General features: G+C 46.1%; 19 protein-coding genes and 1 pseudogene. 10 read left to right on the forward strand and 10 right to left on the reverse strand.

The genetic code is table 11. The features are described from left to right. Window positions 1-120 precede the first annotated feature (120 nt). Entirely contained in the window at window positions 121-1,572 is a 1,452-nt protein-coding gene (gene aspA, locus MHO32_RS18860; RefSeq protein ID WP_005428778.1) for an aspartate ammonia-lyase, read from the reverse strand. Between the two features lie 424 nt (window positions 1,573-1,996). Between aspA and MHO32_RS18865 the strand changes: the two genes are divergently transcribed. Beyond that, entirely contained in the window at window positions 1,997-2,515 is a 519-nt protein-coding gene (locus tag MHO32_RS18865) for an FxsA family protein (RefSeq protein WP_239213394.1), read from the forward strand. A gap of 70 nt (window positions 2,516-2,585) precedes the next feature. Here the strand turns inward: MHO32_RS18865 and trmL are convergent, their stop codons facing one another. From trmL to MHO32_RS18885, 4 genes are all read right to left on the reverse strand, one after another. Then, on the reverse strand, window positions 2,586-3,065 hold the full coding sequence (gene trmL, locus MHO32_RS18870) for a tRNA (uridine(34)/cytosine(34)/5-carboxymethylaminomethyluridine(34)-2'-O)-methyltransferase TrmL (protein ID WP_239213396.1): 480 nt from the start codon (window positions 3,063-3,065) through the stop codon (window positions 2,586-2,588). A 130-nt stretch (window positions 3,066-3,195) separates the two neighbouring features. Then, window positions 3,196-3,804: a superoxide dismutase gene (locus MHO32_RS18875; protein WP_050907128.1), complete on the reverse strand. Its 609-nt coding sequence runs from the start codon at window positions 3,802-3,804 to the stop codon at window positions 3,196-3,198. A gap of 72 nt (window positions 3,805-3,876) precedes the next feature. Then, window positions 3,877-5,280 (reverse strand): envelope stress sensor histidine kinase CpxA, encoded by a 1,404-nt coding sequence (cpxA, locus tag MHO32_RS18880; protein ID WP_050907129.1) that lies wholly within the window; start codon window positions 5,278-5,280, stop codon window positions 3,877-3,879. Continuing rightward, window positions 5,280-5,969: a response regulator gene (locus MHO32_RS18885; protein ID WP_005448283.1), complete on the reverse strand. Its 690-nt coding sequence runs from the start codon at window positions 5,967-5,969 to the stop codon at window positions 5,280-5,282. The genes cpxA and MHO32_RS18885 overlap by 1 nt, the downstream gene beginning before the upstream one ends. Before the next feature lie 191 nt (window positions 5,970-6,160). On the opposite strand from MHO32_RS18885, the gene MHO32_RS18890 reads away from it, so the two are divergent. From MHO32_RS18890 to pfkA, 3 genes are all read left to right on the forward strand, one after another. Next, window positions 6,161-6,670 carry a CpxP family protein gene (locus MHO32_RS18890; RefSeq protein ID WP_050907130.1) on the forward strand — a complete coding sequence of 170 codons (510 nt, stop codon included), beginning with the start codon at window positions 6,161-6,163 and terminating at the stop codon, window positions 6,668-6,670. A 123-nt stretch (window positions 6,671-6,793) separates the two neighbouring features. After that, window positions 6,794-7,702, forward strand: a complete 909-nt coding sequence (gene fieF / locus MHO32_RS18895; RefSeq protein ID WP_005448287.1) for a CDF family cation-efflux transporter FieF — start codon at window positions 6,794-6,796, stop codon at window positions 7,700-7,702. Between the two features lie 284 nt (window positions 7,703-7,986). Beyond that, window positions 7,987-8,949 (forward strand): 6-phosphofructokinase, encoded by a 963-nt coding sequence (gene pfkA / locus MHO32_RS18900; protein WP_005448288.1) that lies wholly within the window; start codon window positions 7,987-7,989, stop codon window positions 8,947-8,949. A gap of 113 nt (window positions 8,950-9,062) precedes the next feature. Here the strand turns inward: pfkA and MHO32_RS18905 are convergent, their stop codons facing one another. Beyond that, the gene (locus MHO32_RS18905) at window positions 9,063-10,442 is read right to left on the reverse strand and encodes an MATE family efflux transporter (protein WP_239213406.1); all 1,380 of its coding nucleotides are present in this window, start codon (window positions 10,440-10,442) and stop codon (window positions 9,063-9,065) included. Between the two features lie 229 nt (window positions 10,443-10,671). On the opposite strand from MHO32_RS18905, the gene MHO32_RS18910 reads away from it, so the two are divergent. The 3 genes from MHO32_RS18910 to MHO32_RS18920 all read left to right on the forward strand — a co-directional run bounded on the left by MHO32_RS18910 (window position 10,672) and on the right by MHO32_RS18920 (window position 13,720). Continuing rightward, window positions 10,672-10,962: a co-chaperone GroES gene (locus MHO32_RS18910; RefSeq protein ID WP_005448290.1), complete on the forward strand. Its 291-nt coding sequence runs from the start codon at window positions 10,672-10,674 to the stop codon at window positions 10,960-10,962. 74 nt (window positions 10,963-11,036) lie between these two features. Beyond that, on the forward strand, window positions 11,037-12,683 hold the full coding sequence (gene groL, locus MHO32_RS18915; RefSeq protein WP_009698895.1) for a chaperonin GroEL: 1,647 nt from the start codon (window positions 11,037-11,039) through the stop codon (window positions 12,681-12,683). Between the two features lie 473 nt (window positions 12,684-13,156). Beyond that, window positions 13,157-13,720 (forward strand): VC2662 family protein, encoded by a 564-nt coding sequence (locus MHO32_RS18920; protein ID WP_005448292.1) that lies wholly within the window; start codon window positions 13,157-13,159, stop codon window positions 13,718-13,720. A gap of 77 nt (window positions 13,721-13,797) precedes the next feature. Here the strand turns inward: MHO32_RS18920 and MHO32_RS18925 are convergent, their stop codons facing one another. Beyond that, entirely contained in the window at window positions 13,798-14,295 is a 498-nt protein-coding gene (locus MHO32_RS18925) for an MgtC/SapB family protein (RefSeq protein ID WP_005425045.1), read from the reverse strand. Window positions 14,296-14,389: 94 nt separating this feature from the next. Next, window positions 14,390-15,412 (reverse strand): EF-P beta-lysylation protein EpmB, encoded by a 1,023-nt coding sequence (gene epmB / locus MHO32_RS18930; protein WP_069687534.1) that lies wholly within the window; start codon window positions 15,410-15,412, stop codon window positions 14,390-14,392. Window positions 15,413-15,444: 32 nt separating this feature from the next. Between epmB and efp the strand changes: the two genes are divergently transcribed. The 3 genes and pseudogenes from efp (at window position 15,445) to MHO32_RS18945 (ending at window position 18,615) form a co-directional block, all read left to right on the forward strand. Then, the gene (gene efp, locus MHO32_RS18935; protein ID WP_005425036.1) at window positions 15,445-16,011 is read left to right on the forward strand and encodes an elongation factor P; all 567 of its coding nucleotides are present in this window, start codon (window positions 15,445-15,447) and stop codon (window positions 16,009-16,011) included. Window positions 16,012-16,284: 273 nt separating this feature from the next. After that, entirely contained in the window at window positions 16,285-17,688 is a 1,404-nt protein-coding gene (locus tag MHO32_RS18940) for an SPFH domain-containing protein (protein ID WP_005425046.1), read from the forward strand. Window positions 17,689-17,931: 243 nt separating this feature from the next. Continuing rightward, a pseudogene (locus MHO32_RS18945) lies at window positions 17,932-18,615 on the forward strand (nitroreductase family protein). Between the two features lie 91 nt (window positions 18,616-18,706). Here the strand turns inward: MHO32_RS18945 and frdD are convergent. Together frdD and frdC are read right to left on the reverse strand one after the other, a co-directional pair. Continuing rightward, the gene (frdD, locus tag MHO32_RS18950; protein WP_005425034.1) at window positions 18,707-19,084 is read right to left on the reverse strand and encodes a fumarate reductase subunit FrdD; all 378 of its coding nucleotides are present in this window, start codon (window positions 19,082-19,084) and stop codon (window positions 18,707-18,709) included. Between the two features lie 12 nt (window positions 19,085-19,096). Then, on the reverse strand, window positions 19,097-19,480 hold the full coding sequence (gene frdC, locus MHO32_RS18955; protein WP_005425044.1) for a fumarate reductase subunit FrdC: 384 nt from the start codon (window positions 19,478-19,480) through the stop codon (window positions 19,097-19,099).

The raw sequence follows: 19,480 nt of genomic DNA on the forward strand, positions 1-19,480 counted from the left end.
GTAAGTGTTCAGAAAATCAGAACCTGATCGGCTTACGGCAATAAAAAGCGCATAAAAAATGTGGTTAACCGTATCAGAGCCTAAAAAAGGGCCCCGTTAGGGACCCCTTTACATATACGATTACTCGTAGCGTTTCGCTTTATAAGTCGGATGCATGAAGTTTTCAACCGATAAGATGTCATCTAGCTCTTCTGCAGTTAATAAACCGCGTTCTAGAACCACATCACGTACGCTCTTACCTGTTTCAGCACAGATCTTACCCACAATATCGCCCTCGTGGTGACCGATGTATGGGTTTAGGTAAGTTACGATACCGATAGAGTTGTAAACGTAGTTCTCACAAACTTCTTTGTTCACAGTGATGCCATCGATACATTTGTCACGTAGGTTCACACACGCGTTGTGTAGTAGAGAGATAGACTCGAACACGCTTTGTGCGATAACTGGTTCCATTACGTTAAGCTGTAGCTGACCGCCTTCTGCTGCGAAAGAAACCGTGTTGTCGTTACCTAGAACTTTGAAGCAAACTTGGTTTACTACTTCAGGGATAACTGGGTTTACTTTAGCTGGCATGATTGAAGAGCCTGCTTGCATTTCTGGTAGGTTCAGTTCGTTAAGACCTGCACGTGGACCAGAAGAAAGTAGACGAAGGTCGTTACAGATCTTCGATAGTTTCACTGCTAGACGTTTCAGCGCACCGTGCGTCATCACGTAGGCACCACAGTCAGAGGTTGCTTCGATTAGGTCTTCTGCTGCAACCACTTCAACGCCAGTGACTTCCGCTAGGTGTTTCACTGCTAGTGCTTGGTAACCAGTTGGTGCGTTTAGACCAGTACCGATTGCCGTTGCCCCTAGGTTGATTTCTAGTAGTAGTTTGGATGTGTAATCTAGGGCACGAATTTCTTCGTTTAGTGTTACTGCCCATGCGTGGAACTCTTGACCTACAGTCATAGGAACCGCGTCTTGAAGCTGAGTACGACCCATCTTCAACACATCTTTGAATTCTTGTGCTTTAAGCTCGAATGCGCCTTTTAGGTATTCGATCGCTTCCATCAACTGATGAACACTGTTGTAAACCGCGATACGGAAGCCCGTTGGGTACGCACAGTTTGTTGATTGGCTCTTGTTAACGTGATCGTTCGGGTTGATGAACTCATATTGGCCTTTTTCCTTGCCCATCAGTTCAAGTGCAACGTTCGCGATAACTTCGTTTGTGTTCATGTTAACTGACGTGCCTGCGCCACCTTGGAATACGTCTGAAGGGAACTGATCCATGCACTTACCTGTTTCAAGGATCAAATCACACGCTTCTAGAATGTAGTTAGCAACGTCTTTTGGAATCGCACCTAGCTCTTTGTTTGCTAGTGCAGCGGCTTTCTTAGTCATTACCATGCCACGCACAAATTCAGGTACGTCAGAGATGGTAGTGCTTGAAATGTTGAAGTTTTCGATAGCGCGAAGTGTGTGGATGCCGTAGTAAGCATCGGCAGGGACATGACGTTGGCCTAATAGATCTTCTTCAATACGAGTGGCTTGGTTTGCTGTCTTTGGAGCATCAGATAGTGTAGCCATAACAGGATCCTTAGATAATAATTCTGATATTTAAGTTATTTATTAGCCATTTCTGCAATCAAGAATCCATTCATCAGAGTTTTTGGCTGGAAAAACCGTCCTGACTTATGTGGCACATCATACTGCACCTAGCGCATAAAAATAGTAAGTGGATCACCTTTTTCGCTTTTAATGCGTCAATAATTTGCAAAGTATGAACGGGATATTAATAACCCTTTATGGGTAGATGTTTTTCCTCGACAAACATGGATTTTAAGAGTCCGAAAATAGCACTTTTCAACGATCAATTTTTGTATATGCACCTTTGTTCAAAGAGCGCTTTTTGCACAATGCATTCTCCCTAGGGTGAACACGCTTTTTTACAACGATTCGTTTGAGCTTAGTAGGCTTTTGCCATTACACTGAATCCAACAAAGGAGGGCATGTGTTTCCTATCTTATTATTGGCGTTTATTTTCGTCCCGATCATCGAAATCGGCCTATTTATTCAGGTGGGAGGCTTCTTAGGTCTCTGGCCTACGATTGCTTTGGTGTTGATTACTGCATTTGTTGGTGCGTCTTTGGTACGTAGCCAAGGCATCCAGACGCTAATGTCGGTGCAAGGGCGCTTAGAGCAAGGTGAGCTTCCAGCGCAACAGATTTTTGAAGGTGTGATGCTGGCGGTTGCCGGTGTGCTGTTGTTAACCCCAGGTTTCATGACCGATGGATTGGGTATGTTGGTATTATTGCCAGCCCCACGAGCGGCGATTGCGAAATACTTAATGAGCAAGATGGTGGTGAAGACGGTAAATGGTGGCGGCTTCCAAGGTGGCTTCTCAAATCAAGGTCCATTTGAGCAAGACCCATTCCGTCGTGACCCATTTGATTCTCAATCGGATAACGGCAACACCTTCGAAGGTGAATACGAGCGTAAAGACGACAATGATCGTAACAAGCTCAACTGATTCAATCGGTAAGTAAAAAAAGCAAAAGGGCGCATTCAGCGCCCTTTTTAGTATCTGTCATTTGCTGTGCTTACAACGCGCCTTCAAAGCCCATCTGGCGCCACGCTTCAAACGCAATGATAGCTACGGCATTAGATAGGTTTAGGCTGCGTGCGTCCGGCATCATTGGAATGCGGATACGTTGCTCCATTGGCAGGCTATCGATCACGTTTGCTGGCAGACCACGCGTTTCTGGACCAAACATCAAAACATCGCCTTCTTGGTATTTTGCATCGACGTGATGACCTGTGGTCTTTGTCGTACATGCAAACAGGCGGTAGCTGCCTTGTTTCTCTTTCTCTAAGTATTCCAAGAATGCTTGATAATTTTTATGACGCGTCACGCGAGCCAAATCGTGGTAATCCAAACCTGCGCGGCGGACTTTCTTCTCTTCTAGATCGAAACCCAGTGGCTCAATCAGGTGCAGATTCGCACCGCAGTTAGCACACAGGCGAATGATGTTGCCGGTGTTCGGCGCGATTTCTGGTTCGTATAGAGCGATATCAAACATGGTATTGAATTAGATTGGTCAAAACAGGCGAGCAGTATATACCCAAGTCACCATGAGAAGCGAGATTCAACACAATGACGGGTAATAGAAGAGGGCAACCACTTCAGTGTGTTGCCCTCATTTAGATAGATTAACTCAGAGCGCGAGCGTAGTTCTCTTCCACTGCGCGCCAGTTGACCACATTCCACCATGCGTCGATGTAATCAGGGCGACGGTTTTGGTAGCTGATGTAGTAAGCGTGCTCCCAAACATCCAATGCTAGAACTGGCTCGCCTTGTACTGCGGCAACGTCCATCAGAGGGTTGTCTTGGTTGCTGGTGGAGGTAATGTGAATCTCACCATCTTTTACAACTAGCCAAGCAAAGCCTGATCCGAAGGTATTGATAGCCGCTTGGGCAAACTCGTCTTTGAATTTTTCGAAGTCACCAAACTTATCGTTGATGGCCTCTGCAAGAGCACCTTGAGGCTCACCGCCACCATCTGGTGACATGCAGTTCCAATAAATGATGTGATTGTAGTAACCGCCGCCGTTGTTACGGATAGCTGGGCTGTGTTGAGAAATGCTAGCGAAGATGTCATCGAGGCTTTGGGTCTCGAGAGCGCTGCCTTTTGCGGCAGCCATGAATTTATCGTAATAGGTTTTGTGGTGTTTGCTGTAGTGAACTTCCATGGTTTTCGCATCGATGTAAGGCTCTAACGCATCGTAGCTGTACGGAAGCTCTGGGAAAGTGTGCGACATTGTAAATCCTCCTTAATGGAGGATTTACTTTAATGTTAATGAAAATCATTATCAACTTTGATCTTTGTGGGGTTATTTCGCCTCACTGATCAACGGCAGGGTGATGGTGACGCGTAAACCACCCAATGGGCTGCGACTTGCGATAATCGAACCACTGTGCTGACGAATCGCACTTTCGGTGATGGTTAAGCCCAACCCTGTACCACCTGAATGGCGGTCGCGCGCGGTCGACACACGATAGAACGGACGGAAAATCGCTTCTAACTCTTCCTCTGGTACGCCTTCTCCGTTGTCATCCACCACAATGCGTAGCGTATCGAATGAATCCTGAATGTTGATTTTCACTTCGTCTTTGCCGTAGTAAATCGCGTTGCGGATGATGTTCTCTACCGCGCTCATCAAGAGTTTTGGGTTACCTGAGATACTGCGTTCTGGCACAGCAGAGTAGCTAAGCGTTTTACCCATCTGTTCCGCTTCGAACTGTGCGTCTTTAATGATCTCTTCCCATAAGCTAGCAATCGGCTGGGTTTCACGCGTCATGTGACTGTTCACTTGCATGCGTGACAATTCAAGCAGCTCGGCAATCATCTGTTCTAAGCGTTGGGCTTCAGTATCAATACGAGTCAGCTCTGGGCTTTCACCTTGCTTACGCGTCGCTAATGCACTTGCCATGCGCAGACGAGTGAGGGGAGAGCGCAGCTCGTGAGAAATATCCGAGAGTAAACGCTGCTGACCAGAAATCATTTGATTCACCGCCTCAACCATTTGGTTAAAGCTCGTACCTGCTTGGCGAAACTCGGTGGTGCCTTTCTCTAGATTCGGATCGATGACAAACTCACCTTTAGCAACGCGTTGTGCTGCGGTTTCCAATCGTCGAGCTGGTTGGCTCAATGCCCATGCTAACCATAATAATAGCGGTGTACTCACCAACATAACGGCGAGCAGCAACTGCAATGGGTGGTCAAACAGGCGCAACATGATTGGTGGCGGCTCGTTCCACTTAAAGCCGACGTACATCAGTAGATCTGAATTAGCGACATTGATTGGCACTGGACCTGCAATCATGTAACGACCGTAGAGTTTTTGTTTCGGCTGTGACTGATCTTCAATACTGGTGACAAAATTTTGCAGTGCACGCAGCTTAAAGTCTTTGTGGCTCGAGGTGCTTAAGACATTCCCTTCGTGATCGGAAAAGAAGATCCTTGGACGTGGGTCATGCTTGCTGCGTCGTTGTCCTTCAAGGCTAAATAAGATTTTGCCGAGGTTATCTTGGTTGCGATACTTCTTCTCAATACCGTCACGTATTTCAAGCATACGTTGATAATGCTCTTTTGGAATGTCGCGCGCTTTCCGTGGATCAAGATGAGGTAGTGACAGCACAGCCATCAGAACCAAAAACATGGTGAACCAGAAGATGGCAAAGATGCGTCCATACAAGCTGTTTATCTTCGGTAGTTTGAAGCGTGGTGCTCGCATTAATCCTCCTCAATTAACATGTAGCCGCGCCCTCGTAGGGTTTTAATGCGTGGCTTACCGTTACTCTGATCTGGCAGTTTCTTCCGTAGGTTGGACACGTGCATATCGATCGCGCGGTCAAAGGCTGCAAGGCGCTTACCAAGCACGTCAAGACTCAGGGTTTCTTTAGTGAGGACTTGCCCCGGATTTTGTACAAAGTGAGTCAACAAGGCGAACTCTGTGGTCGTTAAATCCAGCAGAACCTCTTCACAATAGGCTTCCTGTTTGCCTGGATAGAGTTTGATTTCTTGATACTCAATGCAGTCACCGTTTTTAGTGCTCTTTTGAGTGCTGCTTGTGCGGCGTAAAATTGCTCGGATACGTGCCAGTAGTTCGCGGTCGCTGAATGGTTTTGGCAGGTAATCATCCGCACCCAGTTCAAGACCGATCACGCGATCGATTTCTTCGCCTTTAGCTGTCAGCATTAGAACAGGCGTTTCCCAGTTTTCACGCAGGCGCTTTAAGGTTTCCATTCCATTGAGTTTTGGCATCATGACATCGAGCAAAATAAGGTCGATTTCGTCAGTGACTGCCGCGAGACCAGCTTCTCCATCGTTGGCTTCGTTGACGTTAAAACCTTCGAAGCTCAGCACTTCCTTAAGTAGGCTGGTTAGCTCGGTATCGTCATCAATCAAAAGAATGTTCGCCATATGAGTACCTATTTATCATTCGTAGTTGTTTTAATATTACATGGTAATGACGGTGAAGAATGAGTGTAAAAATCACTCTTTACGATTCTTTACGGTCTCTATACGTCGCTTTACCTAGTAGGTCGTATTCTACACTCAAGCGCTGTGAGAACAGCTCAGAAGAATCACTAACCTGTGTAAGGAATCGTATTATGAAAACTGCAAAGAAACTGGTACTAGCGGCTGTTGTTCTACCTCTAACTCTAGGTACAGCGAGTGCATTCGCATTTGGCGGTAAAGACCACAAAGGTCATCGCGGTGAGTGTGGTATGGGTATGGATCGCGGTGTCATGCGTCAACTAGACCTAACTGATGCACAAAAAGACCAACTAAAAGAAATGCGTGAAGCGAACAAAGCGGAAATGAAAGCAAAATTCGCGGATGGTAAAGAAGCACGTATGGCTGAGCGTCAAGCGCACCACGAAAAGGTTCAAGCACTGCTATTGGCTGATAACTTCGATGCAGCAGCGGCAAACGACCTAGCAAAAGAGATGGTTGAGAAGCAGACTGAACGTCGCGTTAAAATGCTAGAGAAGAAGCATCAAATGTTGAGCGTGCTAACACCTGAGCAAAAAGCAAAATTTGTTGAGCTACAAAAAGAGCGTCAACAAAAGTGTGGCGAAAAAATGCAAAAACGCATGGAAAAGCACCACAACAGCTAATCGCTGAAAGATAACGTAAGAGAGGTAGCCAGAGTGCTGCCTCTTTTTGATCTTGGCGATTTAATACTCATTAAATCATTCTCAAGGTATACTCAAAGCACGGTTTGAGTTAACTATTTGATTATGAAACAGCAATACGCACGTTTAGTGACGATGGCAGCTTGGACGGCAACCATCGTTGCGACGCTTCTTTTGATTGTCAAAGTCATCACTTGGTGGGTGACGGGGTCAGTCAGCTTACTTGCCTCTTTAATTGACTCCATGCTGGATATCGCCGCTTCGGTGGTGAACCTCATTGTGGTGCGCTATTCCCTACAACCTGCCGACAGAGAACATACTTTTGGTCACGGTAAAGCCGAATCGTTGGCGGCGCTGGCACAAGCGATGTTTATTTCTGGTTCAGCGGTGTTCTTGATCCTGAACGGTGTCGAGCGCTTCTTCCGTCCACATGAATTAAACGCCCCAGAGCTCGGTGTTTACGTTTCTCTATTTGCTATGGTGGTCACTTTTGGACTTGTGATGTTCCAAAAGCATGTCGTGCGTGTGACGGGCAGTCAGGCGATCGCCGCGGACTCACTGCATTACCAAACAGACCTGTATATGAATGGTGCCATTATGGTGGCATTAGGTTTGAGCTACTTTGGTGTAACCCAAGCCGATGCAGTGTTTGCGGTGGGTATTGGTATCTTTATTTTATACAGCGCATTCAAGATGGTCAGTGAGGCGATTCAGACCTTGTTGGATAGAAAGCTGCCAGATGAAGAGTTGGAACAGATTCGCCAAGAGTGCTTAAAAGTGGAAGGGGTATTGGGTGTGCATCAGTTACGTACACGGATGTCTGGTCCAACGCGCTTTATCCAACTGCACTTAGAATTGGATGATAACTTACGTTTGATCGAGGCCCATCACATTGCCGATAAAGTAGAAGATAATCTACTTGAGCTGTTCCCGGAAGCGGATGTGCTGATCCATCAAGATCCATTGTCAGTGGTGTTTGGTCCAGAAAGAGACCAGAAGGCGCAAGATTGGTAACGGTCGAAAAATAGGGCTGTGCCTGACGACAAATAGGCGCTTATTGACTATCTTTCCATCACTACTTATTAAGAATCGTGATCCTGATGTGAATCAACGAAGTTGCAAAGAGAAACTGTAATACTCTTACATAAGTAGAAAAGTTACATAAAAAAGTGTGTTTTCATTGGTATTCCTGTAGAGGAAATGTAACATAACGCACAGTTCTGGATTATGCAGGTTGCTTGGTAACAAGGGGCCTAAAAGAAAATTAAATAATTGATTGCCAAAGATCGAGGGTGAGCATGATTAAGAAGATCGGTGTTTTAACAAGTGGCGGTGACGCACCTGGTATGAACGCTGCAGTACGCGGCGTAGTTCGTACAGCACTATCTGAGGGATTGGAAGTTTACGGTGTTTACGATGGCTACCTAGGTCTTTACGAAGACCGCATCGAAAGGTTAGATCGTTCTAGCGTTTCTGATGTGATCAACAAGGGTGGTACATTCCTAGGTTCTGCGCGTTTCCCTGAATTCAAGGAAGTGGCAGTACGCGAACAAGCGATTGAGAACCTTAAAAAGCACGGTATCGATGCACTAGTTGTTATCGGTGGTGACGGTTCTTACATGGGTGCTAAGAAACTGACTGAGATGGGTTACCCATGTATCGGTCTACCAGGCACAATCGATAACGATATCGCAGGTACAGATTACACAATCGGTTACCTAACAGCGCTAAACACAGTTATCGACGCAATCGACCGTCTACGCGACACGTCTTCTTCTCACCAGCGTATTTCTATCGTAGAAATCATGGGTCGTCACTGTGGTGACCTAACTCTGATGTCTGCAATCGCAGGTGGCTGTGAGTACATCATTACTCCAGAAACTGGTCTAGATAAAGAGAAGCTGATTGGTAACATCCAAGACGGTATCTCTAAAGGTAAGAAGCACGCAATCATCGCGCTAACTGAGCTGATGATGGATGCAAACGAACTAGCGAAAGAGATCGAAGCGGCAACAGGTCGTGAGACTCGTGCAACGGTTCTTGGTCACATCCAACGTGGTGGTCGTCCAACTGCATTTGACCGCGTTCTAGCGTCTCGTATGGGTAACTATGCTGTTCACCTACTAATGGAAGGCCACGGTGGTCGTTGTGTTGGTATCGTGAAAGAGCAACTGGTTCACCACGACATCATCGATGCTATCGAGAACATGAAGCGTCCTGTACGCAACGACCTATACCAAGTTGCTGAAGAGCTATTCTAAGCCTGCTTGATAAAGTCAAAATCTAAAAAAACCGCGGTTATCCGCGGTTTTTTATTATCCGAAACTTGTCTAAGCTGAAGTCCGTCTGAGATTGAAACTGGCTTTATGTGGAACTAAGAGCTCGCATGCTCTGCTAATGTCATACGACGCTCGCGCAGGGCAAAGAGATACCCTAGCAAACCGCCTAGTGTGTTACCCAGAGCAATACCAATGAACAAACCTTCGATGCTATAAAGCTGGCTGCCAATCCATGCCGCTGGCAGCGTAAAGACGAACAAGCGCATAAAGCTCCATTGGAAAGCGCGCAGCGGTTTGTGCATCGCGTTATAGCCACTCACCAGCATCATCACAATACCTTGGAAACCATAGCTAAACGGCACGACTAAGAGGTAATGCCAGAGCAAGTCTTTTACTACCGCTTCTTGGGAGAAGAGTGCTGCGAGAGGAATGCTAAGGGGCACCATCATCAAAAAGATAAAGCCTTGGAACACCACCGCAAAGCGCATGCTCAGGAACCAGCCAGCGAATGCACGAGCAGGGTTATTAGCCCCAAAGTTTTGCGCCATAAACGGGGTGAGTGCAGAAGTCAGTGACATCAACACCAAAATCAAGATCGACTCAATTCGCTGCGCAGCGCCATAAGCGGCAACCGCTGCGGTGCCATGGTGAGACAAAATCATCATCAGAATCGCACCAGATAGCGGCGTCATCGCATTCGAGAGAGCAGCGGGCGTACCGATCTTGAGCGTTTGTTGCCAATCTTGTTTGATGCACTGCCATTGTGGTGCCGCAAGCAGCTTTTCGCGTTTGATCAATACATAGAAAGAACCGCACAAAGCACCAAACCAACTGAATGCACTAGCAATCGCAGCGCCTTGAATGCCGAGCTCAGGAAAAGGACCGTAGCCAAAGATGAGTAATGGATCGAGTATGCCGTTAATCAATCCAGCGAGCATCATTATCTTCGCCGGAGTCTTGGTATCACCAGTCGCCCGAATAGCGCTATTGCCTGCCATTGGGATCACCAGCAGGGGAATTGTCAGATACCAGACTTGCATGTACTGCTTGATCAGTGGAATGGAATCTTCTTTTGCGCCAAGGAAGCTGAATAATGGCTCGATGGTAAACAAACCTAGCGTTGAAGCAATCGTAACTAGAGCAACTGCCAGTAATAAACCATGGCTAGTAAAACGTGCAGCTTGAGAAGACTCTCCTTGACCCAACAGGCGACCGATATTGGTCGACAGACCCATACCAATGCCCATAGTGATGCAGTTCACAGCAAAGGTTACTGGGAAGGTATAACTGATTGCCGCGAGCGCTTCGGTACCCAATAGCGAGATGAAAAAGGTATCGACCAAGTTAAACATCAAAATCGCGATCATGCCCATGGTCATTGGGACGGTCATTTTGCGTAAGGTGTCAGGAATGGGCGCGGTCAACAAACCATGCTTGTCTTGAGTCTGATTGTCCGGCTTATTCTTTTCCAGCATTTTTGACATCTATCTGGTGAGGGAAGGGCAAGGATACAAGAAAGCCGTTGCCTCGGCGAGTGAGCATTTCGCGCGCAAACCGTTGCTTAGCTGCCGGTTATTTTAACTAAGTCACAAAAAATTCACGTCTACCCCTTGGGATCCTTAGCTTTGCCCCTTATATAGTGATCACGTGCCCCTGCGCGGGCAATTATCAAATAAACATGGAAATTTTCAGGAGAGACGACCGATGAACATTCGTCCATTACATGACCGAGTTATCGTTGAACGTAAAGAAGTTGAATCAAAGTCAGCTGGTGGCATCGTTTTAACTGGTTCTGCTGCGGAAAAATCGACTCGCGGTGTTGTTCTAGCTGTGGGTAAAGGCCGCATCCTAGAGAACGGCACAGTGCTACCGCTGGACGTTAAAGTTGGTGATACTGTTATCTTCGCTGAAGGTTACGGTACTAAAACTGAAAAAATCGACGGTAAAGAAGTGCTAGTAATGTCTGAAAACGACATCATGGCTATTGTCGACTAATAGCAATCGTTGAGTAATTTTTTGCTCTGATTCAAAAACGAAATCGAAAACAGAATTTAGAAAGGAAATCAAAGATGGCTGCTAAAGACGTTAAATTTGGTAATGACGCACGAGTTAAAATGCTAGAAGGCGTAAACGTTCTAGCGGACGCAGTAAAAGTAACACTGGGTCCTAAAGGTCGTAACGTAGTTCTAGACAAATCTTTTGGTGCACCAACTATCACTAAAGATGGTGTATCAGTAGCGCGTGAAATTGAACTGGAAGATAAATTCCAGAACATGGGCGCACAAATGGTTAAAGAAGTTGCGTCTAAAGCAAACGACGCAGCGGGTGACGGTACAACAACAGCAACCGTACTAGCGCAAGCAATCGTAAATGAAGGTCTAAAAGCAGTTGCAGCGGGTATGAACCCAATGGACCTTAAGCGCGGTATCGACAAAGCAGTTATTGCAGCAGTTGAGCAACTAAAAGAGCTATCTGTTGAGTGTAACGACACCAAAGCAATCGCACAGGTTGGTACCATCTCTGCGAACTCTGACTCAAGCGTAGGTAACATCATTGCTGAAGCAATGGAAAAAGTTGGTCGCGACGGTGTTATCACTGTTGAAGAAGGTCAAGCACTACAAGATGAGCTAGATGTAGTTGAAGGTATGCAGTTCGACCGCGGTTACCTATCTCCTTACTTCATCAACAACCAAGAAGCAGGTTCTGTTGATCTAGAAAACCCATTCATCCTTCTGATCGATAAGAAAGTATCGAACATCCGTGAACTTCTTCCAGCACTAGAAGCAGTAGCAAAAGCATCTCGCCCACTACTTATCATCGCTGAAGACGTAGAAGGTGAAGCACTAGCAACACTTGTTGTGAACAACATGCGTGGCATCGTGAAAGTAGCAGCAGTGAAAGCGCCTGGTTTCGGTGACCGTCGTAAAGCAATGCTACAAGACATCGCTATCCTAACTGGCGGTATCGTGATTTCTGAAGAAGTTGGTCTAGAGCTAGAAAAAGTAGCACTAGAAGACCTAGGTCAGGCGAAGCGCGTTGCAATCACAAAAGAAAACACAACCATCATCGATGGCGTGGGTGAAGAAGCAATGATCCAAGGTCGTGTTGCTCAAATCCGTCAGCAAATCGAAGATGCAACTTCAGACTACGACAAAGAGAAACTACAAGAGCGCGTTGCTAAGCTAGCAGGCGGTGTTGCAGTAATCAAAGTTGGTGCAGCAACTGAAGTTGAGATGAAAGAGAAGAAAGACCGCGTAGAAGATGCACTGCATGCAACTCGCGCAGCGGTTGAAGAAGGCGTTGTTGCTGGTGGTGGTGTAGCACTAATCCGTGCAGCATCTAAGATTGTTGACCTAGAAGGTGACAACGAAGAGCAAAACGTTGGTATCCGCGTTGCACTACGCGCAATGGAAGCGCCAATCCGTCAAATCACGAAGAACGCGGGTGATGAAGAGTCAGTAGTAGCGAACAACGTGAAAGCAGGTGAAGGTTCTTACGGCTACAACGCAGCAACAGGCGAGTACGGCGACATGCTAGAGATGGGTATCCTAGACCCAACTAAAGTAACGCGTTCTGCTCTACAATTTGCAGCATCAGTTGCAGGTCTAATGATCACAACTGAAGCGATGGTTACTGACCTACCACAAAAAGAAGGCGCAGGTATGCCTGACATGGGTGGTATGGGCGGTATGGGTGGTATGGGCGGCATGATGTAATTTGCTGCTTGTCTTGTCGCTCTAACGCCTTATAGCTGCATCGAAAGTGCTCATTTACGTGCGTAAACTCTGCGCTTTCTCTTTGCTCTAAGACGTTATAGCTTAAAGACAACCGACCAAACCAAACTAGGAAGCCGAGGTGAATGCCTCGGCTTTTTTATGTCTGTGAATTGGGACTGTTTGTGGGTGAGATTGAGTTGTAGGGAAATTCTGATTCTTCTTCGTTAGACATAGCAGAGCAAGGTGTTATTGGATTGAGCTGAGTGCTGAGAACATTGACGGAAACACTCGAAATTGAGTGGTTACTAATCATCAGAGTTTAGGAAAAAAGCGGATAAATAATGCGTGTGAATTATTGGGTTAAATATTCACTCAGTTAAATATGACTTAGCGCTAACATTCATCAACTAAAAATAGCGCAAACTCTGAACACTACACTATGTTGTAAAAGACAAATCCCCATGGAGATGAAAATGAAAAAGCTAATGACGTCACTGGCTGTTGCAGCCGTTATCGCTTCACCTGTTGCTCTTGCTGATAGCTCACCAGTTATGTTCTCTACAATCGACAACACGAACGCGCCTTCTAACTCCTCAGTTGGTGGTGTGCGTCTTGCTGTTCTTCACGGTCAGGTGAACGAAGTGAAAGGTGTCGATTTCTCTCTACTTGGTATGTCTGAAACAGATCGTACAACCGGTGTGAACTTCGGTCTTTTCTTTGGTGCATCAAAAGTAAATCAAGAAATGACAGGTGCTTCTCTGGGTCTATTTAACTGGAACCAAGGTCAGACGAACGGTGTTAACTTGGGTGCAGTGAACGTAACAAACAATGTGAAAGGTTTGAACTGGAGTGCGGTGAACTACTCTGAAGGTTACACAATGGCAGACATTGGTCTGGCAAGTATCTCTAAAAAGTCTAACTTCCAGCTTGGTGTCTTCAACATGACTGACCAAATCGATGGTGTTCAAATTGGTCTTCTAAACTGTGCGGACAACGGTTTCTTCAAGTGTTTCCCTATCGTGAACTTTGCGAAATAAGTTCCGCGACCTTCCACGATAAATGCCAGATACAAAAAGACCCCGGCGAGACGTCGGGGTCTTTTTTATTGAATGGATTATTTGATCAAACGTGTAGATGTTTTTCGCTGCTGCATTTTCTGGTGCACACCGCGGCGCAAAGCTTTGACGCGGTTTTCTGCCCGGTCTACACCGAGCAAAACGGTCAATGCCAACACGGTAATAATGATCGACTGCGATAAGTAACCTAAGCCAATCATCAAGCCCAAGCCTGCCAATACCCAAATTACTGCTGCTGAAGTCACACCGTGGATTTTGCCGTCTTGAGTCATCATCACACCTGCACCTAAAAAGCCAACACCAGTAATGATCTGCCCAAGAACACGAGCTTGGTCTAACGTGTTTGGTGAAAGTGAAACCGCCATTGACATAAATAGGTAAGTACCTGATATGACGAGAATTGCAGTACGAATACCAACGGGTTTACCTCGAGTTTGACGCTCAATGCCAATCATCAAACCATTGATTGCGCAGCAAAGTAATGCCGCCCAACTGAATGGGCCAAGATCGAAATAGTGTTCAAAAGTTGCTTGCATCTTAACCTCCAAATTTGCGGAGTATGCATAGATAAGACCGCCTGAGCGAACAAAAGCTTTTACTCGTAACGACAATCTTTATACGGCAAGCAACTTACTCTAGATGCAGATCCAGTGGTGTTTTACTTGGTCGACCACCAATTTCACGGGTCAATTTAGGCACTAAATATCCAGACACTCGCGTGATTACGCCACGCATGAGCTCTTTCGCTTCTTCATCGGAAACAAAGTAGTGTGCCGCGCCTTGGACTTTATCTAAAACGTGCAAGTAGTAAGGCAAAATGCCAGCATCAAATAACGCTTCGTTCAGTGCAACTTGTGCTTCAACGCTATTGTTAACGTCTTTCAGCAGTACCCCCTGGTTTAGCAAGGTAACGCCAGCCTGCTTCAACTTCGCCATTTGAGCGGCAAACTCAGCGTTGATTTCGTTGGCGTGGTTGATATGAGTTACCAAGATGATTTGCAGACGAGAAGCGCGAAGTAGGTGACATAGCTCATCAGTAATACGAGCAGGAATCACGACAGGCAAACGGCTGTGAATACGCAGGCGTTTGATATGTGGAATTTGTGCGATGTGCTCCAATAGCCAGTGGATCTCATCGTCTTTTGCCATCAAAGGATCGCCACCAGAGAAGATCACTTCGTTTAGCTCAGGTTGTTGTGCCATGTACTCAAGGCACTTAGTCCATGCTTGCTTGCCGCTTTTGTTTTCTTGATAAGGGAAGTGGCGGCGGAAGCAGTAACGGCAATTCACCGCGCAGCCGCCTTTCACAATCATCAAGGCGCGGTTGCGATACTTGTGCAGCAATCCCGGAATGTCATTGTCTTGCTCTTCTAGCGGATCATTGGAATAGCCTTCATGGACCTCAAATTCTTCGTTCAAAGGTAATACTTGGCGTAAAAGTGGATCGTAAGGATTGCCTTTTTCCATCCTATCGACAAAACTTTGCGGTACACGCTGTGCAAACAGCTTGCGCGCAGCAAACCCGTCCAGCCATGGCGATGGATCAATTTCCAACATTTCCAGCAATTTTGCAGGATCAGAGATCCCATTCGCTAACTGTTTGAGCCAGTTTTGCTCAACAGATTCGACTTTTCGGGTTATTATGTGCGGCATTGAATTTAGCTCTAAGAATGTAAGAGGAAAAAATGGCTACAGTTAGCACCAATGAATTTAAAGGCGGCCTTAAGTTAATGCTTGATAACGAGCCTTGTGTAATTCTGGAAAACGAATACGTTAAACCAGGTAAAGGCCAAGCGTTCAACCGCGTTAAAATTCGTAAACTTCTTTCTGGTAAAGTGCTAGAGAAAACATTCAAGTCTGGTGACACTTGTGAAGTGGCAGACGTAATGGATATCGACCTAGATTATCTATATTCAGACGGCGAATTCTACCACTTTATGAACAACGAAACTTTCGAGCAGATCGCTGCAGACGCGAAAGCAGTTGGCGACAACGCTAAGTGGTTGGTAGAAAACAACACTTGTATGATCACGCTTTGGAACGGTAACCCAATTACTGTTACTCCACCAAACTTCGTTGAGCTAGAAGTTACAGATACAGATCCAGGTCTGAAAGGTGATACTCAAGGCACAGGTGGTAAACCAGCTACGCTATCAACTGGCGCTGTTGTACGTGTTCCACTATTCATCGCAATCGGTGAAGTGATCAAAGTTGACACTCGTACTGCTGAATACGTAGGTCGTGTGAAGTAATTCACTCAAACGTATTTGATGAAAAAGGTCGCTTCGGCGGCCTTTTTTATTGTCTGCAATTCCCCTCCCTTTAATGCTTCTGTGCAAAACATCGATATCCTCCGCAAATTTTTAATGATTTTGTATTATTCGTAAAAATCTTATTTATTTCATGAATCTTTCGATTATTTCTTAATGTCACAATTTGATACATTAGTCCTCGTTGTCAGCGAGTTGTATAGCAATTTGATTTTTATCGATTTAACTCAATGACAACCTAAAAAGGAGAACAAAATGGAAAGCAGAGGCTTAGGACGAGGTTTAAAAGTGGAAGAGAGACGTCAGTTACTACATAAAGGATTGAAAGCAGCCGTATTTGGTATCCCGCTGCTGGCCATAGGCTTAACGATTAACAGCTCAGTGCTAATGACCGATGCGGGTTACAGCTATGTGCATCAGAACAACATCACCGGTGAATTGGATGTATTCACGGAGCCGGGCATTCATTTTCGTATGCCGTTCCTGTCTAAGATCACCAAGTATGACCAAGTGATCACCGTGTCATTTGGTAACAGCAAGGGCGAGGATTTTTATCAACGCCTTGATGCGGTGCAGGTTCGCTTTGCCGATACCTACATTGGTCAAATTCCGGTGACATTCCGCTTTAAGCTCAGCAATGATCCTGAAGCGGTTAAGAAGATGCACAAAGAGTTCCGCAACAACAGCAACCTTATCGATGCTCTGTTGGTGAAGAACGCACGTAACGTGACAGTGATTACCGCGACCCAGTACACGGGGGAAGAGTTCTTCCAAGGTGGTTTGAACCAGTTCAAATCCAAATTGGGTGATCAACTGCGTGAAGGCATTTATCTGACTGAGCGTCGTCAGGTAGAAGTGGAAGAGCTAGACCTTGCTCCAGTAGGTGCTAACCAATCGAATGCGAACCAACTGCAACGTACTAACCAATTGGTGTGGAAGACGGTTCCGGTTGTGGATGGAACAGGGCAACCAATCCGACAGGATAACCCGCTACAGCAATACGGTATTCAAGTGACGCAGGTGACCATCGGTGACCCGCAGCCAGAGAAACAGCTTGATCAGTTGTTGGCAGATAAGAAGCGTCTAGTTGCCGACCGTATTCGTGCGATTCAGGAGCAAGAGACCTCCAAAGCACAAGCAGAGACTGAGCAGTTACGTAAAGAGATTCAACGTACTCGTGAAGTACAAGATGCTCAGCGTAGCAAAGAGCTCGCGATCATCGCACAGCAAAAAGAAGTCGAAGTTGCGCGTCAAATTGCGGAGCGTGAAATTGTTGAAGTAGAGAAAACTAAGCGACTGGCTGAGGTGGAAAAAGAGAAAGAGCTAGCAGTAGCGGAAGCTAACCTAGCGATTCAAAAAGCCAATGCTTTGTCTGCGGAATTTGAAGCAAAAGCGATTCTTGAAAAAGGTCGTGCAGAAGCGGAAGTCTTGAAAGCGAAGTATGCGGCATTGGGCGCAAACAGAGAAGTGTACTTGGCCGAGTTGAATCGAGACGTGGCGAACTCGCTGTACAACAACCTGCAAAACTTCCAAGTGCAGATGCCACAAAACTACATTGGTGGTGGTGAAGAAACAGGTCTGAAAACCAACCTCGATGTGATTACTGGCTTTGGTGCTCTTGGTTTAATGGACCAAACCAAGAAGGTCACACAGCAATAAGATCATGGGTGGTCAAAAGCTCAAAAAGCAAAAAGATCATAGGTGACTAAAAGCTCTGATAACTGTACAAATCAGAGTAACGCAGAGGCTGATACGAGTTATCAGCCTCTCTTTTTTGTTGGCAAAATAGTGCTTAATATTTGCGCTTTATCTCAATATCACATTGATTTTATGAAGATAAAAAGGCGAGGGTGAAATTTGTGGCTATAGTGAATCAACACCCAACAAGCGCAAGGAAGCACTATGTCGAACCAAGAGCAACACCATCCACTCAATGATTTTGTGGAATACCCTCCGCAAGAAATGGCAGCAAGAGCTGTACATAATCTTGAGCAACTTCAGCGCCGTCATTCCATTCGAAGTTTCTCTGATCGCCCAGTGGCGAAAGAAGTGATTGAGCACTGTATTCGAGCGGCAGGTACGGCACCTAGTGGGGCAAACCATCAACCTTGGCATTTCGTTGCGATTAACAGTGCGGAAGTGAAAGGGCAGATCCGCCAAGCCGCTGAAGAATTAGAACGTTCTTTCTATGAAGGTCGAGCTGGGCAAGAATGGTTAGATGCACTGAAACCACTCGGCACGAATGCCAGTAAGCCGTATTTGGAAAAAGCGCCGTGGCTGATCGCTGTGTTTTCGCAAAAGAAAGGTGGCATGAGCAATGATGGGGAACAAACCAATTATTACGTACACGAGTCAGTAGGGATTGCCACAGGCTTTTTGCTTCAAGCATTGCATAACGCCGGTTTGGGTACGTTGACTCACACGCCAAAGCCGATGAGTTTCTTGAGTTAGATTTGTGGGCGAGACAACGATGTTGACCGTCCGTATATGTTAATTGTGACCGGTTATCCGGAAGAAGATGCGACTATTCCGGAGCATGCAATGCACAAAAAGTCGCTGGATGAAATCGCGACCTTTATTGAATAGTGTCTGAAACGAATAGCGCTGACGATAAACTAAATAACAGGCAATAAAAAAGCTGGCGAGGTGCCAGCTTTTTTCATTTTCCGTCAGCGTCTTAAATCATGAAGATAAAGACAACAGCCAGTGCAGAGATAAGACCTGCAAATGCGTAACATGCGATCTTACCTACCACCCCTGTGTGGAATTTAAGGTCGTGCATGCCGTGGTGTACACGGTGCATTGCATGCCACATTGGCAGTGCTAGCGTACCGATGATGAACAGTGCACCAATGATGCTGGTTGCGAATTCAGATACGCGCTCGTAGCTCATTGCTTCTGCATCAATCACACCTAGTGGAACTAGGATGCCGAGTACGAGTACCGTGATTGGCGTGATCATTGCGAACCAAGTACCACCGGCACCAAATAGACCCCACCAGATTGGCTCATCAGAACGTTTCGGTGCTGTATTAACACTATAATTTGGTTTCATTACTCAAGCTCCTTACATCACGATGAGAACGATCAGTGAGATGAACGCAACTGCTGCCCACTGAGTCAGAACGATGATTTTCTTATCCACTGGTTTGCCTTTCAGACGAATTGGCATAACCTGTGGCATCATGCTGAAGAAAGTTTGTGCGTGGAACAGGCTACCTAGTAGTGCAACGATGTTGATCGCTACCACGATAGGGTTTGCCATGAACTCCAACCAACCTTGCCAAGCTTCAGGACCTTTCACTAGAGAACCTAGACCGAAAGTCAGGAAGATAGTGAACAGGATTAGAGGAAGCACAGTTGCTTCACGTAGCATGTAGAAGCGGTAGAAAGGATGGTTCTTCCACCAAGTGCGTTTTACTTCACGAACGTAAGGTTTACGGTTGCTCAT

Origin of the sequence: Vibrio sp. MMH1-50, assembly GCF_022347645.1 — a bacterium.
Classification (GTDB): domain Bacteria; phylum Pseudomonadota; class Gammaproteobacteria; order Enterobacterales; family Vibrionaceae; genus Vibrio; species Vibrio harveyi.

Excerpts from the sequence above, each read along its gene's own strand:
- aspA (WP_005428778.1), bottom strand. The coding sequence starts at position 1,572 with ATGGCTACACTATCTGATGCTCCAAAGACAGCAAACCAAGCCACTCGT.
- trmL (WP_239213396.1), bottom strand. The coding sequence starts at position 3,065 with ATGTTTGATATCGCTCTATACGAACCAGAAATCGCGCCGAACACCGGC.
- MHO32_RS18875 (WP_050907128.1), bottom strand. The coding sequence starts at position 3,804 with ATGTCGCACACTTTCCCAGAGCTTCCGTACAGCTACGATGCGTTAGAG.
- cpxA (WP_050907129.1), bottom strand. The coding sequence starts at position 5,280 with ATGCGAGCACCACGCTTCAAACTACCGAAGATAAACAGCTTGTATGGA.
- MHO32_RS18885 (WP_005448283.1), bottom strand. The coding sequence starts at position 5,969 with ATGGCGAACATTCTTTTGATTGATGACGATACCGAGCTAACCAGCCTA.
- MHO32_RS18890 (WP_050907130.1), top strand. The coding sequence starts at position 6,161 with ATGAAAACTGCAAAGAAACTGGTACTAGCGGCTGTTGTTCTACCTCTA.
- fieF (WP_005448287.1), top strand. The coding sequence starts at position 6,794 with ATGAAACAGCAATACGCACGTTTAGTGACGATGGCAGCTTGGACGGCA.
- pfkA (WP_005448288.1), top strand. The coding sequence starts at position 7,987 with ATGATTAAGAAGATCGGTGTTTTAACAAGTGGCGGTGACGCACCTGGT.
- MHO32_RS18905 (WP_239213406.1), bottom strand. The coding sequence starts at position 10,442 with ATGCTGGAAAAGAATAAGCCGGACAATCAGACTCAAGACAAGCATGGT.
- MHO32_RS18910 (WP_005448290.1), top strand. The coding sequence starts at position 10,672 with ATGAACATTCGTCCATTACATGACCGAGTTATCGTTGAACGTAAAGAA.
- groL (WP_009698895.1), top strand. The coding sequence starts at position 11,037 with ATGGCTGCTAAAGACGTTAAATTTGGTAATGACGCACGAGTTAAAATG.
- MHO32_RS18920 (WP_005448292.1), top strand. The coding sequence starts at position 13,157 with ATGAAAAAGCTAATGACGTCACTGGCTGTTGCAGCCGTTATCGCTTCA.
- MHO32_RS18925 (WP_005425045.1), bottom strand. The coding sequence starts at position 14,295 with ATGCAAGCAACTTTTGAACACTATTTCGATCTTGGCCCATTCAGTTGG.
- epmB (WP_069687534.1), bottom strand. The coding sequence starts at position 15,412 with ATGCCGCACATAATAACCCGAAAAGTCGAATCTGTTGAGCAAAACTGG.
- efp (WP_005425036.1), top strand. The coding sequence starts at position 15,445 with ATGGCTACAGTTAGCACCAATGAATTTAAAGGCGGCCTTAAGTTAATG.
- MHO32_RS18940 (WP_005425046.1), top strand. The coding sequence starts at position 16,285 with ATGGAAAGCAGAGGCTTAGGACGAGGTTTAAAAGTGGAAGAGAGACGT.
- frdD (WP_005425034.1), bottom strand. The coding sequence starts at position 19,084 with ATGAAACCAAATTATAGTGTTAATACAGCACCGAAACGTTCTGATGAG.
- frdC (WP_005425044.1), bottom strand. The coding sequence starts at position 19,480 with ATGAGCAACCGTAAACCTTACGTTCGTGAAGTAAAACGCACTTGGTGG.